Genomic DNA, 15,467 nt, shown 5'->3' with positions numbered 1-15,467 from the left:
CACGTTGGTCGATGGCGATCTCGGCAAGCTCGATCAACGGAGGGGACGGACCACAGACCGCCTCCAGCCGCGCCACAGCGAGAAGCGGATGCCGGCGACCCCCGACTCAATCACCTTGGTCGACGGCAAACTCGATCACCGGAGGGGTGCGACCTCGGACGCGATCGCACCGGGCCGCCGACATCCGCTTCGCTCCGAATCATTTTTCACGGCGTTTCTGCGACGCGTCGGCACCGGCAAGCGAACAAGCTGGCTACTAAGCGGGCCTGCTGCCCGACCAACCAGCCGAGGAAACCATGTCAACCGTCTCACCACCACGCGTCACGTCCACGCTGAAGCCGGACCTCTCGAACTGGGATCCGGAAAACGAAGAGACCTGGGATTCACACCTCGCCTGGCGCACCCTGTGGATCACCACGTTCAGCATGACCCTCGGTTTCGCGGCCTGGTACCTGGTCAGCGCGATCGCTCCGCGGCTGAACGACATCGGCTTCGACCTGAGCACCAGCCAGCTGTACTGGCTCGTCGCGCTGCCCGGCCTGGCCGGTGGCCTGCTGCGCCTCGTCTTCATGTTCCTGCCGCCGATTCTCGGCACCCGCATCCTCGTCGCCCTTTCCAGTGCGCTCCTTCTGCTGCCGATGATCGGCTGGACCCTGGTCGCCCGCGACGTATCGACGCCGTACTGGGTGCTGCTCGCGCTCTCCTTCGCAGCCGGTATCGGCGGCGGCAGCTTCTCCGGTTTCATGGCTTCGACCAGCTATTTCTTTCCCAAGCGCCTCGCCGGAACGGCCCTCGGCCTGCAGGCGGGGCTCGGCAACTTCGGCATCGGACTGATCCAGCTGCTCACCCCCTGGGTCGTCGGCTTCGGCCTGCTCGGCACCGCGGTGCTGACCCCGGAGAGTGACTCGAACGGCGAACTGGTCTGGCTGCACAACGGCGGCCTCGTGCTCATCCCCTGGGTGCTGCTCGCGGTCGCCCTCGCTCTCATTTTTCTACGTAAAGTGCCGATCAAAGCTAACTTTCGGCAGCAGATGGACATCTTCACGGTCAAGCACACCTGGATCATGACGCTCATCTACCTCATGAGTTTCGGCGCGTTCAGCGGCCTGGCGGCCCAAATGGGCCTCATCATCCTCAACGTCTACGGCGACTTCCCCGATGCACCCAACCCGCTCGCCTTCGCCTTCATCGGCCCGGTCGTCGGCGCCCTCGTGCGTGCAGCGTGTGGCCCGCTCTGCGACCGGTTCGGCGGCGCCATCTTCACCTTCATCGGCGGCGCCGGCATGGCCGTCGGCACCCTGGTCACGGTGTTCTTCCTCACCCCGACCAGCGTCGACGAGTTCAAGGGCTTTCTCACCGGCATGATCATCATCTTCTTCTTCTCCGGCCTCGCCAACGCCGGAACGTTCAAGCAGATGCCGATGATCTTCCCCAAGCGCCAGGCCGGCGGCGCGATCGGCTGGACCGCCGCGATCGCCGCCTTCGGCCCATTCATCGTCGGAATGGCCCTCACGGCCATGAGCCCGACCACTTTTTTCATCGGCTGCACGGTATTCTGCGTGCTCTGCACGGGCCTCGCCTGGTTCTACTACGCGCGTCCCGGCGCGCCCAACCCGAGCTGACGCTCGACTCCCACCCGGAGCCCCCTCCTCCTCCAGCGGGGGGCTTCGGGTCTTTCCCGGCCCAGGGCCATACTGAAACGATGACCACACACGATGACGCTGACTCGGTCGACGATGCAGCAATCGGCGGCAACCCGATCGGTGGCGACCCAGCCTGCTGGCTCGAACAGGTCTGCCCGGACTGCGGTGCATTCGTTCCGGGCGAGCTGCCCGCCACCTGCTGGCGCTGCGACACCCTGGTCGCGCCGAGCTGAAACCTGGCATCCTCTTTTAAACGGATGCCGTCCCGCCGCCCCGCGGGCAGCCACCGTTGGGCGATGGCGGTCTCGAGCGATCGCGCGGGGGATGCACCGCTGCGCGGGAGGCGCAACACCCACGCACTGGCGCAACTCCAGCGCGACGCGTGGCGCTGGAGTTTTGGCCAGTCCCGAACTCCCGCGCACTGGCGCAAGTCCCGCGTAGCGCACGCAGCCGGCACAGCCGCACCTCGACCAAACCGCCAAACCCTCGTACAGTCAGAGCACACCCCCGAGGAAGGACCACACATGGCCGACCAGCAGAATTTTGTGATTGTAGGGGCGTCCCTCGCGGGGGCGAGCGCTGCCCGAGCCTTGCGCGAAGAAGGCTTCGACGGACAGATTGACCTGATCGGAGCCGAGGAACACCGTCCGTACATTCGCCCGCCGCTGTCGAAGGACTACCTGGCCGGCACGGCCGAACGCGACTCCGTCTTTGTGCAGAGTGCGAGCTGGTACCCCGACCATGAGGTGCAGCTGCATTCCGGCACCCGGGCGGTGAGCCTCGACCTCAGCGCGCACCTCCTCGACAACGACGACGGCGCGCAGCTGAGCTACGACCGGCTGCTCCTGACCACGGGCTCCCGGCCGCGACGCCTGACTGTGCCGGGTGCAAACCTCGGCGGAGTGCACTACCTGCGCACCCTCGACCACTCCGACCTGCTGCACTCCGTTCTGGCTGACGGCGGCAAGCGACTCGTAGTCGTGGGATCCGGTTGGATCGGCATGGAGGTCGCCGCAACCGCCCGCACCCTCGGCAACGAGGTCACTATCCTGGAACGTGGCGCCGTCCCGCTTGCTGCGGCGCTTGGCGACGAGCTCGGCGACCTGTTCGCGAGCCTGCACGAGCGCAACGGCGTGGTCATCCGTCGCTCCGTGACCGTAAAAAGCCTGGTCGGAACGGATGGCCGGGTCACCGGAGTGCTCCTGGCCGGCGGCGAAACCGTGCCGGCCGACCTCGTTCTGGTGGGCATCGGTGCCGTTCCGAACGTCGAACTCGCCGAAAAGGCCGGGCTCGCAGTCGACAATGGAATTCTGGTCTCCGCGAGCCTGGAAACCAGCGATCCCCACGTGTTCGCGGCGGGCGATGTGGCCAACGCGGAGCATCCGCTCATCAAACAGCGGCTGCGCAGCGAGCACTGGGCGAATGCCCTGAACGGCGGTCCGGCCGCGGCCCGAGCGATGCTCGGCCAGAGCGTTTCGTTCGATGCCATTCCCTACTTCTATACCGACCAGTTCGACCTCGGCATGGAGTATTCCGGATTCGGCATATTGACCGACGGCGCCGAGCTGGTCTACCGCGGCAACCGGGATTCCCGCGAGTTCATCGTGTTCTGGCAGCAGACCGGCCGCGTCGTCGCGGGCATGAACGTCAACGTCTGGGACGTCAATGACACCGTTCAGGCTCTGATTCGTCGGGGCGAGCCGGTCGATCCCGCTCGCCTCGCCGACGAATCCATCCCCCTCGACCAGGTCTAGGCTTCGCTGGTCGAGGCCACCAGTCGGTCGAGACGCGAGGAACGAGCGGTCGAGACCCACGCATGATCGCGATCGCTCGCTCCTCGATCAACGAGCAGCGCGAGTGGGCTAGGCCCGCGTGTCGGCCAGCTCGCTCGGCGCCGACTCCGCGGCGGCGTCGTCCGTGAACGGCTGCGCGGTGCGCGGTGCGTTGTAGAGCGTCTCGTCCAGGATTCCCTGGCGCTTGGCCACAATCGTGGGCACGAGCGCCTGACCTGCGACGTTGACAGCGGTGCGACCCATGTCGATGATCGGGTCGATGGCCAGCAGCAGGCCCACCCCGGCCAGCGGCAGTCCCAGCGTGGACAGGGTCAGCGTCAGCATGACGACGGCGCCCGTGGTCCCGGCGGTCGCTGCGCTCCCCAGCACGGAGACGAGCACGATCAGCAGATACTGGGTGAGGTCCAGCTGAATGCCGAAGAACTGGGCCACGAAAATGGCAGCGACGGCCGGATAGATCGCCGCGCAGCCATCCATTTTGGTCGTGGCTCCGAGCGGAACGGCGAAGGATGCGTAGGCGCGGGGTACACCGAGGCTGCGCTCGGTCACGCGCTGGGTCAACGGCAGGGTGCCGATGGAGGAGCGCGACACGAACCCGAGCTGCACCGCCGGCCACACGCCGGAGAAGTACTGCCTCACGGACAGCCCGTGCGATTTGATCAGCACCGGGTAGACGACGAACAATACGAGTACCAGGCCGATGTAGATGGTGACCGCGAACTTTCCGAGCGACCCCATGGTGTCCCAGCCGTAGACCGCGACGGCATTACCGATCAGGCCGATCGTGCCGAGCGGCGCGATTCGAATGATCCACCAGAGCACTTTCTGAATAACCGCCAGAGCGGATGCGTTCAGGTTGAGGAAGGGTTCGGCCAGCTTGCCCACCTTCAACGCCGCGATTCCCACCACGATGGCGATGACCAAAATCTGCAATACGTTGAAGCTGATGTTGGTGGTCGCGGTGCCGTCAACGACGCTGGTGCTCGCGCCCAGACCAAGGAAGTTCTTCGGGAACAACCCGGTCAAAAAGGCCCACCAATCGCCGGTTCGGCCGGAGTACTCGCCGGCCTCGGCTATGCCGGTTCCGGCACCCGGTTTGATCAGAACGCCCAGGCCGATACCGATCACAACGGCGATCAACGCGGTAATGGCGAACCAGAGCAGGGTGTTCCAGGCCAGCTTCGCCGCGTTGGATACCTGGCGCAGATTGGCGATGGAGCTGACCACGGCTGTAAAGATGAGTGGTACGACGGCCGCCTGCAGCAGCGAGACGTAGCTCGATCCGATGATTTTCAGCGTGGCGCCGAGACCGGTCGGGCTCTCTTCGGTGCTACCGGTGTATTTGGCGAGCAGCCCAAGGCCCAGGCCAATAATGAGTGCGGCGATGATCTGAACGCCGAAGGAGCGTACCCATTTGGGGATTCTGCTGGTGCTGACGCGATCTGCTGAAGTCACTAGTACGACACTTTCTGTTGCCATTCGTGGTACCGCGCACGCTCGACTGCCCCGTTCCCCGGGCCGGCCAGTACTCGTCGAGGCGAGTGTTCGCGTGTGGGCGGCTCTAGCTGCAAGCCCAAATGGCGGCGCACTATTCCGCTTCGGCACATTGTGGCGATACGTCGGTTACTCCGCGAGGTACTCCGCGAGCACTCGAGCGTGGTTCACGTGCGGGTCCTTGGCTCCGTAGACCAGGGTTGTGACACCCTCGGCGACGAGCGCGCGCAACGCCGCGACCGCCACCTGGGTCGCGGCCACAGAGTCGAGTTCGGCGCGATAACGCAGCGCGAACTCATCCATTCGCTCCGGGTCGTGCTTCCACCAGGTGCGCAGCTTCGGCGACGGCGCCACGTCTTTCAGCCACTCATCGAGCTCGGCGCGTTCCTTAGAAACACCGCGCGGCCAGAGTCGATCAACCAGCACCCGGCATCCGTCATCAGCGGATGCCTCGTCATAGGCCCTCTTGATGCGCACCATGAAAGCAGCCTACTTCCGTGAGCGTTCGAGCGGGCGCTCGCTCTTCTCCCACCCGCGACGCGGCGGGCGCGCCCCGGCACCGCGGGGGTCATCGCGCGAACGGTAAACCACGTAAGGGCGAACGAGGTAGCCGAGCGGCGCCGAGAACACGTGCACCAGACGGGTGAACGGCCAGAGCAGAAACAGCGTCGTCGCGGTGAGCACGTGCAGTTGAAAAAAGAACGGCACGTCGCTCATGAGCGAGGGATCGGGCTGAAAGCCATACAGCGAGCGGATCCACGGCGAAATCGACCCACGATAGTCGTAGCCGCCGCCAAAGATTTGGTACAGCACCGTCGCCGTGGTGCCACACAAGATCGTGCTGGCCAGGAACACGTACATGACCTTGTCCATGACCGTCGTGACGAGCAGCACCCGCTTAGTCAGGCGTCGCCGGTAGATCAAAATGGCGAGGCCAGCCACCGTGAGTACGGCCGCGAATGTTCCCAGCCAGGTCGCCCCGAGATGATAGATATGCTCGGTCACCCCGAAGAACTCGAGCCACGGCTTCGGGATGAACAGGCCGACGACGTGCCCGCCGATCACCGTGAGCATGCCGTAGTGGAACATCGGCGAGCCCCAGCGCAACAGTCGGTTCTCGTAGGTCTGGCTCGATCGCGACGTCCAGCCGAACTGGTCGTAGCGGTAGCGCAGCAGGTGCCCGACCACGAACACGCCGGAGGCGGCGTAGGGAAAGGCGACCCAGAGCAGGTAATCCCAGGCGGTCATACTGTCATTACCCATTTCTATCTGGCCTCATTCGCGTGCGCGGAAAACGGCTTCAAATTGCCGAGGTAGGTCATGCCGACCGTCTCGCTCGGCGGTCCCTCGTTGACGAGGTCCAGGTAGCGTTCGCGGGTTTCGTCGTCAATCTCGGGCAACGACAGCGACACGGCGCGCGCCAGGTGCGCGTACGGGCTGTCGAATTTCTCCAGCGCCGTACGCAGCACCTCGATGCCGTCGCGGTGCGCTGAGAGCAACTCCTGCGCGATCGGTGAGTCCGACAGCGCCGAGAACTCCAGCACCATCGGCAGGTAATCCGGCAGTTCGTCGGCGTCAACCTGCCAGCCGGCCGCCCGATACGCCTCGAGAAAACGCACCAGCGCCATGCCGCGCCGACGGGTATCGCCGGCCGCGAAGTAGGTGAGGTACGGGCAGCATTTGCGCTTCAGATCGAAGATCGCGGTGAAATGGGTGGCGAGCTCCTGCTCGCTCCAGCCGTCGATCGCCGTGAAGAACGCGTCGAACGCCTCCCGCAGCGGGTCGGGCAGTTGAATAACGCCTGAACGCACCAGCGAAAACTGCCGCTGCCGCTGGGGCGTGGGGTAATCCAGCAGAATCGACGCCGCCATGTGCGCGATAACGCCGTGCTCGGGCGTGAGCGGCACTGCGGCCATGAACCGCGGGGCCACCTTCGGCGCCCGAAAGCCAAAATTCACCCGCGCAGCGAGTGCCGCAGGAAGGCGGGTGGCGGCGCTCATGCCGCGCTCCCGGTATCCGCTTTGGGCGGGAACATGCCCTTCGGCACCCCGCCACCATTCCAGTTGAGCAGGTTGACCCGGCCAGGGGTCACCGGGCGGGTCTTGATGAGCGGCGAGTCGCCGACCATCTGGTTGTAGTTGTCAACGGTCGCGTTCAGCGGCATGCCGGGGGTATTGCCGTACGGGCCCGCGGGGCCGGCGTCGCCGCCATTGTGCGGGCCGGCGTGCTCGCGCGGGCCGCCCATCCCGGGGCCGCCGTCATTGGAGAGTGAGCAGCCGAGCTCGTCGAGCTCCCGCGCGGTCTCGACGTGCGCCTTCGGAATGACGTAACGGTCTTCATACTTGGCGATCGCGAGCAGCCGGTACATGGCCGTGATGGTCTCGCCGGTCATGCCGACAGCGTTCGGGATGCGCTCGTCTGGCTCGTTACCGAGGTTGATGCCCCGCATATAGGCGCGCATCGCGGCGAGTTTGCGCAGCGACAGCTCGACCGGAACGACATCGCCAGCCGAGAACAGCCCGGCGAGGTATTCCACCGGGATGCGCAGCTTGTCGATCGCGGCGAACAGGGTGCGCGCGTCTTCGCCGTCGCTGCCGGAGTTGCTCACGACGTCGACCACCGGGGAGAGCGGCGGGATGTACCAGACCATGGGCATGGTGCGGTATTCCGGGTGCAGCGGCAGGGCAATCTCGTACTCGGAGATGAGCTTGTAGATGGGGCTGTTCTGGGCGGCTTCGATCCAGTCGTCGGCCATGCCGTCCGCCTTGGCTGCGGCGATGACCTCGGGGTCGAACGGGTCGAGAAAGCAGGCACGCTGGGCGTCAAGCAGGTCGTGATCGTTTTCGATCGAGGCTGCTGCAAGTACGGCATCAGCGTCGTACAGCATGAGGCCAAGATAACGCAGACGTCCGACACAGGTTTCGGAGCAGATGGTGGGCTTGCCCTGCTCGATCAACGGATAGCAGAGCGTGCACTTTTCGGCCTTGCCCGTTTTGTGGTTAAAGTACACCTTTTTATAGGGGCAGGCGGAGACGCACATGCGCCAGCCACGGCATCCGTCTTCGTCCACAAGCACGATGCCGTCTTCTTCACGCTTGTACATGGCGCCAGAGGGGCAGGCGGCCACGCAGGCGGGGTTCAGGCAGTGCTCGCAGATGCGCGGCAGGTAGAACATGAAGGTCTCTTCGAACTCCATCTTCACCTTCTCGCTCATCGTTGCGAGAATCGGGTCCGAGCTCGCGGTCTCCTGCGAGCCGCCGAGGTCGTCGTCCCAGTTGCCCGACCATTTGATGTCGATGTCCTGGCCGGTCAGTAGCGACTTCGGGCGGGCGACCGGGCTTTGGGTGCCGGCCGGAGCGGTGGTGAGCATGTCGTAGTCGTAGGTCCACGGCTCGTAGTAGTCGTCGATCTGCGGCAGGTTGGGGTTGTTGAAGATCTGCGAAAGTTTCTTCAGCCGTCCGCCGGCCTTGAGCCGCAGCCGGCCGCGCTTACCCAGCACCCAGCCGCCCTTCCACTTGTCCTGGTTTTCGTACTCGCGCGGGTAGCCGAGACCTGGCCGCGTCTCAACGTTGTTGAACCAGGCGTATTCCACGCCGGTGCGGTTGGTCCACACCTGCTTGCAGGTGACCGAGCAGGTGTGACACCCGATGCACTTGTCGAGGTTCATGATCATCGACATCTGGGCCATGACACGCATTAGTAATCCACTTTCTGGCTGCGGCGACGAATCACGGTGACCTCGTCGCGTTGGTTCCCGGTCGGGCCGAGGTAGTTGAAGGCGAAGGACAGCTGGGCATAGCCGCCGATCAGATGGCTGGGTTTCAGCAAAATGCGGGTGAGCGAGTTGTTGGTGCCGCCGCGCATACCGCTGGTTTCGGCGACCGGCACGTTGATGGTGCGGTCCTTCGCGTGATACATGTACACCGTGCCCTCCGGCATGCGGTGCGACACGACCGCGCGGGCCACGACGACGCCGTTGCGGTTGTAGGACTCGATCCACTCGTTGTCGATCACGCCGATCTTGTCGGCGTCTTGCGGGCTCATCCAGATGGTCGGACCGCCGCGGGAGAGCGAGAGCATGAGCAGGTTGTCTTGGTATTCGGAGTGGATCGACCACTTTGAGTGCGGCGTCAGGTAGCGCACGGCTACCTCGGCGTGACCGGTCGGGGTCTTACTCGTGGCGCCGACGATCGAGTCGTCGAACAGGCGGTACATGTCCAGCGGCGGCCGAAAGATCGGCAGTTGCTCGCCCAGTTCAATCATCCAGTCGTGGTCGAGGTAGAAGTGTTGACGACCGGTGAGAGTGTGCCAGGGCTTCAAGTGCTCGACGTTGATGGTGAAGGCGCTGTAGCGGCGACCACCGTGCTCTGAACCGGACCATTCCGGGGAGGTGAGCACCGGGATCGGCGCACCCTGGACATCCGGATAGGAAAAACGTCGACCCTCGTTGTCGCTGGCCAGCTGGGCGAGCTTGACACCGGTGCGTTCCTCGAGCTGCCGAAAACCCTGCGTGCCGAGGCGGCCGTTGGTCGTGCCCGAGAGCGCGAGCACCATTTCGCAAGCGTGAATAGCGGTCGACAGGCGCGGGCGGCCGGCGGCGGGGCCACTGGGAACGAGCCCGTTTTTCTTGCCGAGGTAGGCGACCTCGACGTCGGGGTTGAATTTCACTCCCTTGGTGACCATGCCGAGCTTTTCGGTGAGCGGCCCGAGCGCGCCAAGCTGCGCGGCGAACGCCGGGTAGTCGCGTTCCACCACGACGAGCTTCGGCATGGTGACGCCGGGGATGAGCGGCTGATCGTTCAACACGGTGCCGTGCGGGGTGGCCATGCCGTCGGGGGTGTCGTGTTGCAGAGGCGCTGCGACCAGGTCATTGCGCACGCCGAGGTGCGTGACGGACATTTCGGAGATCTTGGCGGCGAGCACGTGAAAGATGTCGAAGTCGGTCTTGGCCTGCCACGGCGGCGCGATCGCGGGGTTGAACGAGTGAATAAACGGATGCATATCCGTCGTCGAGAGATCGTTCTTCTCATACCAGGTGGCCGGCGGCAAGACCACGTCACTGTAGATCGTGGTCGACGTCATGCGGAAATCGCTCGTGACCAGCAGGTCGAGCTTGCCTTCCGGCGCGCTCTCATGCCATTTCATGGTCTGCGGGCGGCGCGCCGGCATCGATTCCACGGCACGCACCGCGGACGGTGCCCCGAGCAGGTGCTTGAGAAAATACTCATTGCCCTTGCCCGAGGAGCCGAGCACGTTGGCCCGCCACACCACGAGCACCCGCGGAAAGTTCTCGGGCGCGTCCGGGTCTTCGCAGGAGAACACGAGCGAGCCGTCCTTCAACGAATCGACGACGTACTCGGCCGGTTCTTGGCCAGCGGCGGCCGCGTCGTCGACCAGGTCGAGCGAGTTGCGGTTGAAGGTGGGGTAGCTGGGCATCCAGCCGCGCTTGGCCGATTCGACCATGGTGTCCGCGGTGGTGCGTCCCTTGAATATCCCGGCGCCGAGCGGGCTCGCGAGAGTGTCGGCGCTCAGGCCGTCGTAGCGCCACTGGTCGGTGGCGAGGTAGAAGAAGCCGGTGCCGATCATCTGGCGCGGCGGGCGCACCCAGTCCAGTCCGAAAGCGTACTGGCCGTATCCCGTGAGCGGACGCACCTTTTCCTGGCCGACATAGTGGGCCCAGCCGCCGCCATTCACGCCCTGGCAGCCGGTCATGGTGGTGAGCGCGAGAAAGGCACGGTAGATGGTGTCGGAGTGGAACCAGTGGTTGGTGCCGGCGCCCATCAGAATCATCGACCGGCCCTCGGAGTCCTCGGCGTTCTGCGCGAATTCGCGGCCGATGCGCGCCGCGGCCTGCCACGGCACCGAGGTGATCTCCTCCTGCCAGGCTGGAGTTCCTGGGCTGGAGGCGTCGTCGTAGCCGGTGGGCCAAACGCCTGGCAGGCCGTCGCGGCCGACGCCGTACTGAGCGAGCAGCAGGTCGAACACGGTCGTCACGAGCACACCGGCGACCTCGCGCACGGGCACGCCGCGGCGCACGATGCCGGCGGCGCCTGCGTGCTGCTGGGCCTCCTGCTGCCCGGCGGGGCTGTCAACATCGGGCGTTCCGTCGAAGCGGGGCAGGTCGATCGCGACAGAGCGACCGTCGTAGTCGGGGGCATCCGCTATGGAAAGGAGTGGGTCTCGACCCTCGAGGTCGAGGTTCCATTTACCCTTGTCGGCCTCGCTGAACCGGTGCCCGATCGACCCGTTCGGCACGAAGGCCTCACCGTTCTCGTCGAGCATGACCGTCTTGAAGGCTGCACTTGAAACGGATGCGTCGGTGCCAGGCAGCGCGTCGGCCGTCAGAAACTTGCCGGGAACCCAGGCATCCTGGCGCGGAGTGAGCGCGATCAGGTACGCCGAGTCGCTGAACTTCTTCAGGTACCGGGCGAAGCGCGGGGTGCGGCGGTCGACCAGGAATTCCTTGAGCACGACGTGGCCCATGGCCAGGGCGAGGGCACCGTCGGTTCCGGGGTGCACGGCGAGCCACTCGTCGGCGAACTTGGAGTTGTCGGCGTAGTCGGGCGAGACTGTGATGACCTTCTGGCCGCGGTAGCGGGCCTCGACCATGAAGTGCGCGTCGGGGGTGCGGGTGACGGGAACGTTGGAGCCCCACATGATGAGGTAGCTGGAGTTCCACCAGTCGGCCGATTCGGGCACGTCGGTCTGGTCGCCGAACACCTGCGGGCTGGCGACGGGGAGGTCGGCGTACCAGTCGTAGAACGAGAGCATGGTGCCGCCGAGCAGTGAGATGAAGCGGTTGCCGACGCCCTGCGACACGATCGACATGGCCGGAATCGGACTGAAGCCGACCACCCGGTCGGGCCCGTACTGCTTGATGGTGTGCACGTGGGCGGCGGCGACGATCTCGGCGGCTTCGTCCCAGGTGGCGCGAACCAAGCCACCCTGGCCGCGGGCGCTTTTATACTGGCGGGCAGTTTCGGGGTTGCCGGTGATCTCAGCCCAGGCCAGCACGGGGTCACCGAGGCGGGCCTTCGCTTCGCGGAAAAGGTTCAGCAGTACGCCGCGAACGTAGGGGTACCGCACCCGGGTGGGCGAGTAGGTGTACCAGCTGAACGCGGCGCCGCGGGGGCAGCCTCGGGGCTCGTATTCGGGTGAATCGGGGCCAACACTCGGATAGTCGGTCTGCTGGGTTTCCCAGGTGATAATGCCGTCCTTGACGTACACCTTCCAGGAGCAGCTGCCGGTGCAGTTCACGCCGTGGGTGCTGCGCACCTCTTTGTCGTGGGTCCAGCGGTCACGGTAGAACGCGTCGGCGGTGCGGCCGCCGGTCTTGAACACGCTGCGCAGGTCCTCGCTGGTTTCTGAGCTGCGCAGAAAGCGACCGAGTTTGAGCAGCGAATCGGCGACCGGGCCGTCGGTACCGGGCTTGCTGGTGGTACTGGTTGTGCGTGTTTTCACGGCTGCCCCTTGCCTGCCGGGGAATGCCGAAGCGCTATTCCCCCTCAGAACGAGCTAAGCCGCTGCCTTCGAGGTCAACAACCGCAAAGTGCCGGTAATAATGTTTTACCTCGGTTCGCGAGAGCGCAAAAAGTGCCCGTTTGAGGTGTCCAATCGGGCACTTTTTGCGCTCTCGCGTTCAGCGGGAAGGGGAGCGACGTCGATCACGCAGAGGTGCGGGGCGTTGATGAGGTTCAGGCCGACTGCGCGAAGGGGGCCGTCGGCCTGCTCCAGCACTCCTTGAATCAACCGGTAGTGCACGCCGCAGACCTCGGGGTGATCCTTGATCATCTCCGAGTACGGGCAGTCGTGCAGGTTGACCTGTTCACCGTTGGCGGCGACGCTCGCGTCGAAGCCGGCCTGATCCAGGTGGTCGTCGAGGGCATCGAGCTGACGCCGGGCTGCGGGGCCGGTGCAGCCGGCCAAGGCGGGCTGGCCTGCAGGAAGCAGCAGCAGCAGCCGTCTCAACTGCTCGGCACGCTCCTGCGCGGCCTCGATCTTGCGGGCGCGAATCGAACCGAGTTCGGTACTGACCCCGCCGGCGGCGCTATAGAGCATCTTCGGGCGACCCTTGCTGTCGCGCGGCTCGGGCGCACAGGTGACGAAACCGTCATTGATCAGGCGATCGAGGTGTTCGCGGGCGGTGTTGGGGTGCAGGCCAGCGGCTTCGGCGAGGTCGTTCACGGTCATCGTTCCGCGACTTTGCAGCTGGTAGAGCAGGTTCATGCGGCTCAGACTGGCGAGCGTTTTGTAACTCGGAGGTTGGGCGGCCATGACTCCATTATGACCTCCCACGCGTGAATCAGCTGCAGTGGGTGGCAGCAGAAACAGTCACTTTCTCTCCCTCCCGCCGCAGATTCTCCGACTGACCTGCTGGGAAGCAAATCATTCAACGCAAAGTAATAGTCTTAATGAACGAAATACGCAGGAAGTGGGACCACATGGCGGCAAAAGCCCGCACGCGACCGAAAGCAGTAGTCGAGTCCGCTGGTGGTGAACCCGCCGAAACCCTCCGTGACTACTACGAACGGATGTCGCTGGTGCGGGCCTTCGAGCTGCGCTCCAGTGAGATGTACGCTCGCGCCAAAATCGGTGGCTACTGCCACCTGAACCTCGGCGAAGAAGCAACAGTCGTCGGTCTGATGGCCGCCATCGAGTCCCGCGACTACCTGTTCACCGGCTACCGCGACCACGGCTACGCCCTGATGCGCGGCCTCGCGCCCGAGCGTGTGATGGCCGAGCTGTTCGGCAAGGTCACCGGCGTCTCCGGCGGACGCGGCGGCTCGATGCACCTGTTCGACGACGAGGCGCGCCTGCTCGGCGGCTACGGCATCGTCGGCGGGCAGATTCCCCCGGCCACCGGCGCCGCGCTCGCCCTGAAATATCAAGAAGCGGCCGGCCCCGACGCTGCCGCCGTGATGTGTCTGCTTGGCGACGGCACCACCAACATCGGTGCGTTCCACGAATCGCTCAACCTCGCCGGGCTTTGGAAGCTTCCGATCGTCTACGTGATCGTCAACAACGGCCTCGGCATGGGAACGACGGTGGAGAAGGCATCAGCTGAACCCGATCTGTACAAGCGCGGCGCGTCGTACCGCATGCCCGGTATCCGGGTCGACGGGGATGACGTTCTCGCCGTGCGCGATGCCGCCCGGGACGCCCTCAAGCAGGCCCGAGAGTCGCGCCAGCCGGTGCTGCTCGAGGTCATGTGCTACCGGTTGCGCGGCCACTCCGTGGTCGACCCGGCCCGCTACCGCTCGCCCGAAGACACCACGATCGCCCAACAGTCCGACCCGGTGCCGAGCTTTCGCACCGAGCTGATCGCCTCCGGCGTGCTCAGCGAAGCGGATGCCGCCGCCATCGACGAGGCCGCCGACGTGCGCGTTTCCGAGGCGGTCGTGTTCGCCGACGAGAGCCCCGAGCCCGTCGTCGCCGACCTGTTCAAGTATGTATACGCAACCCCGGTGGCGAATGCGCCATCCGCTTTGCCCGGAGAACCCGTTATGGACGCACTGTGATGACTACCGAAGTAGCAACAACCCGCACGATCACCTACCGCCAGGCACTCAATGAGACCCTGCGCGCCGAGCTCGAACGCGACGAGAAGGTCTTTCTGGTCGGCGAAGAGATCGGGGTGTTCGAGGGGTCCTACAAGATCACCGCCGGACTGCTCGAAGACTTCGGCCCCGACCGGGTGCTCGACGCCCCCATCGCCGAGGAGGGGTTCGTGGGCGCAGCCCTCGGCGCCGCGATGCTCGGCATGCGTCCCGTGGTCGAAATCATGACCATCAACTTCAGCCTCATCGCGATCGACCAGATCGTGAACCACGCCGCCAAAATGCGCTCGATGTTCGCCGGCCAGGTCTCCATTCCGCTGGTCATTCGCATGCCCGGAGGTGGTGGCCAGCAGCTCGCCGCGACCCATTCGCAGAACCTCGAGGTCTGGTACGCGCACATTCCCGGGCTCAAGGTTGTCGCCCCGTCGACCCCGGCCGACGCGAAAGCGCTGCTGACCGCGGCGATTCGCGATGACGACCCGGTGATCTTTCTGGAGAACCTCTCGCTGTACAGCGCCAAGGGCGAGGTTCCCGACGGCGAACAGGTCGCCGAGATCGGCAAGGCCGCCGTCGTCAAAACCGGCACCGACCTCACCATCGTGAGCTACTCGCGCGGCACCACGACCGCCCTCGAGGTGGCCCATCAGCTCGAAGCCGAGGGCCTGTCAATCGAGGTCGTCGACCTGCGCAGCCTGCGCCCGCTGGACCGCGACACCATCTGCGCCTCGGTGAAGAAGACCGGCCATGCCGTCGTCTTCGAAGACGACTGGCTCAGCTACGGCATCGGCGCTGAGATCTCGGCGACCATCGGCGAGGGTGTGTTCGACTTTCTCGACGCCCCTGTGCGCCGCGTCGCCGCCGCCGAGGTTCCGTTGCCCTACGCCAAGGCCCTCGAGAAGGCCGCGCTGCCCAATGCCGCCGACCTCGCCAAGGTCGTGCGCGAAGTACTCAATATCTCAACTACCGCGAACGACAAGTAG

12 protein-coding genes are annotated in these 15,467 nt (G+C 65.1%); 5 read left to right on the top strand and 7 right to left on the bottom strand.

Features of this window, described 5'->3' with window-relative positions:
- Window positions 1–296 precede the first annotated feature (296 nt).
- The 3 genes from E3T41_RS09270 (at window position 297) to E3T41_RS09265 (ending at window position 3,397) form a co-directional block, all read left to right on the top strand.
- Window positions 297–1,622 (top strand): MFS transporter, encoded by a 1,326-nt coding sequence (locus E3T41_RS09270; RefSeq protein WP_134478235.1) that lies wholly within the window; start codon window positions 297–299, stop codon window positions 1,620–1,622.
- A gap of 80 nt (window positions 1,623–1,702) precedes the next feature.
- Window positions 1,703–1,876, top strand: a complete 174-nt coding sequence (locus E3T41_RS17915; protein WP_166791528.1) for a hypothetical protein — start codon at window positions 1,703–1,705, stop codon at window positions 1,874–1,876.
- Window positions 1,877–2,167: 291 nt separating this feature from the next.
- The gene (locus E3T41_RS09265) at window positions 2,168–3,397 is read left to right on the top strand and encodes an NAD(P)/FAD-dependent oxidoreductase (protein ID WP_092448276.1); all 1,230 of its coding nucleotides are present in this window, start codon (window positions 2,168–2,170) and stop codon (window positions 3,395–3,397) included.
- 108 nt (window positions 3,398–3,505) lie between these two features.
- Here the strand turns inward: E3T41_RS09265 and E3T41_RS09260 are convergent, their stop codons facing one another.
- The 7 genes from E3T41_RS09260 to E3T41_RS09230 all read right to left on the bottom strand — a co-directional run bounded on the left by E3T41_RS09260 (window position 3,506) and on the right by E3T41_RS09230 (window position 13,204).
- Window positions 3,506–4,891 (bottom strand): dicarboxylate/amino acid:cation symporter, encoded by a 1,386-nt coding sequence (locus tag E3T41_RS09260; RefSeq protein ID WP_369828625.1) that lies wholly within the window; start codon window positions 4,889–4,891, stop codon window positions 3,506–3,508.
- 168 nt (window positions 4,892–5,059) lie between these two features.
- Complete coding sequence (locus E3T41_RS09255) at window positions 5,060–5,410, bottom strand: DUF488 domain-containing protein (protein WP_092448278.1); 351 nt, start codon at window positions 5,408–5,410, stop codon at window positions 5,060–5,062.
- Between the two features lie 9 nt (window positions 5,411–5,419).
- Window positions 5,420–6,193: a respiratory nitrate reductase subunit gamma gene (narI, locus tag E3T41_RS09250; protein ID WP_241991101.1), complete on the bottom strand. Its 774-nt coding sequence runs from the start codon at window positions 6,191–6,193 to the stop codon at window positions 5,420–5,422.
- 2 nt (window positions 6,194–6,195) lie between these two features.
- Window positions 6,196–6,846, bottom strand: a complete 651-nt coding sequence (narJ, locus tag E3T41_RS09245) for a nitrate reductase molybdenum cofactor assembly chaperone (protein WP_134478231.1) — start codon at window positions 6,844–6,846, stop codon at window positions 6,196–6,198.
- Between the two features lie 80 nt (window positions 6,847–6,926).
- A complete protein-coding gene (gene narH, locus E3T41_RS09240; protein WP_134478229.1) occupies window positions 6,927–8,627 on the bottom strand; it encodes a nitrate reductase subunit beta in 1,701 nt (566 codons plus the stop codon).
- Complete coding sequence (locus tag E3T41_RS09235; RefSeq protein ID WP_104131733.1) at window positions 8,627–12,391, bottom strand: nitrate reductase subunit alpha; 3,765 nt, start codon at window positions 12,389–12,391, stop codon at window positions 8,627–8,629. The genes narH and E3T41_RS09235 overlap by 1 nt, the downstream gene beginning before the upstream one ends.
- Before the next feature lie 105 nt (window positions 12,392–12,496).
- Window positions 12,497–13,204, bottom strand: a complete 708-nt coding sequence (locus tag E3T41_RS09230) for a metalloregulator ArsR/SmtB family transcription factor (protein ID WP_134478227.1) — start codon at window positions 13,202–13,204, stop codon at window positions 12,497–12,499.
- 167 nt (window positions 13,205–13,371) lie between these two features.
- On the opposite strand from E3T41_RS09230, the gene pdhA reads away from it, so the two are divergent.
- Both pdhA and E3T41_RS09220 read left to right on the top strand, forming a co-directional pair.
- Window positions 13,372–14,448, top strand: a complete 1,077-nt coding sequence (gene pdhA, locus E3T41_RS09225) for a pyruvate dehydrogenase (acetyl-transferring) E1 component subunit alpha (protein WP_104131732.1) — start codon at window positions 13,372–13,374, stop codon at window positions 14,446–14,448.
- On the top strand, window positions 14,448–15,467 hold the full coding sequence (locus E3T41_RS09220; protein WP_092448284.1) for an alpha-ketoacid dehydrogenase subunit beta: 1,020 nt from the start codon (window positions 14,448–14,450) through the stop codon (window positions 15,465–15,467). Before pdhA ends, E3T41_RS09220 begins: the two co-directional genes overlap by 1 nt.

It is taken from the genome of Cryobacterium sp. Hh38 (assembly GCF_004403235.1).
Taxonomy (GTDB): Bacteria; Actinomycetota; Actinomycetes; order Actinomycetales; family Microbacteriaceae; genus Cryobacterium; species Cryobacterium levicorallinum.
Note: the sequence above shows the minus strand (reverse complement) of the source record. Positions and strands in the feature narration are given on the sequence as shown.

Bases quoted from the DNA above. Each gene is read 5' to 3' on its own strand.
- E3T41_RS09270 (WP_134478235.1), top strand. From the start codon at position 297: ATGTCAACCGTCTCACCACCACGCGTCACGTCCACGCTGAAGCCGGAC.
- E3T41_RS17915 (WP_166791528.1), top strand. From the start codon at position 1,703: ATGACCACACACGATGACGCTGACTCGGTCGACGATGCAGCAATCGGC.
- E3T41_RS09265 (WP_092448276.1), top strand. From the start codon at position 2,168: ATGGCCGACCAGCAGAATTTTGTGATTGTAGGGGCGTCCCTCGCGGGG.
- E3T41_RS09255 (WP_092448278.1), bottom strand. From the start codon at position 5,410: ATGGTGCGCATCAAGAGGGCCTATGACGAGGCATCCGCTGATGACGGA.
- narI (WP_241991101.1), bottom strand. From the start codon at position 6,193: ATGGGTAATGACAGTATGACCGCCTGGGATTACCTGCTCTGGGTCGCC.
- narJ (WP_134478231.1), bottom strand. From the start codon at position 6,846: ATGGCCGCAGTGCCGCTCACGCCCGAGCACGGCGTTATCGCGCACATG.
- narH (WP_134478229.1), bottom strand. From the start codon at position 8,627: ATGCGTGTCATGGCCCAGATGTCGATGATCATGAACCTCGACAAGTGC.
- E3T41_RS09230 (WP_134478227.1), bottom strand. From the start codon at position 13,204: ATGGCCGCCCAACCTCCGAGTTACAAAACGCTCGCCAGTCTGAGCCGC.
- pdhA (WP_104131732.1), top strand. From the start codon at position 13,372: ATGGCGGCAAAAGCCCGCACGCGACCGAAAGCAGTAGTCGAGTCCGCT.
- E3T41_RS09220 (WP_092448284.1), top strand. From the start codon at position 14,448: ATGACTACCGAAGTAGCAACAACCCGCACGATCACCTACCGCCAGGCA.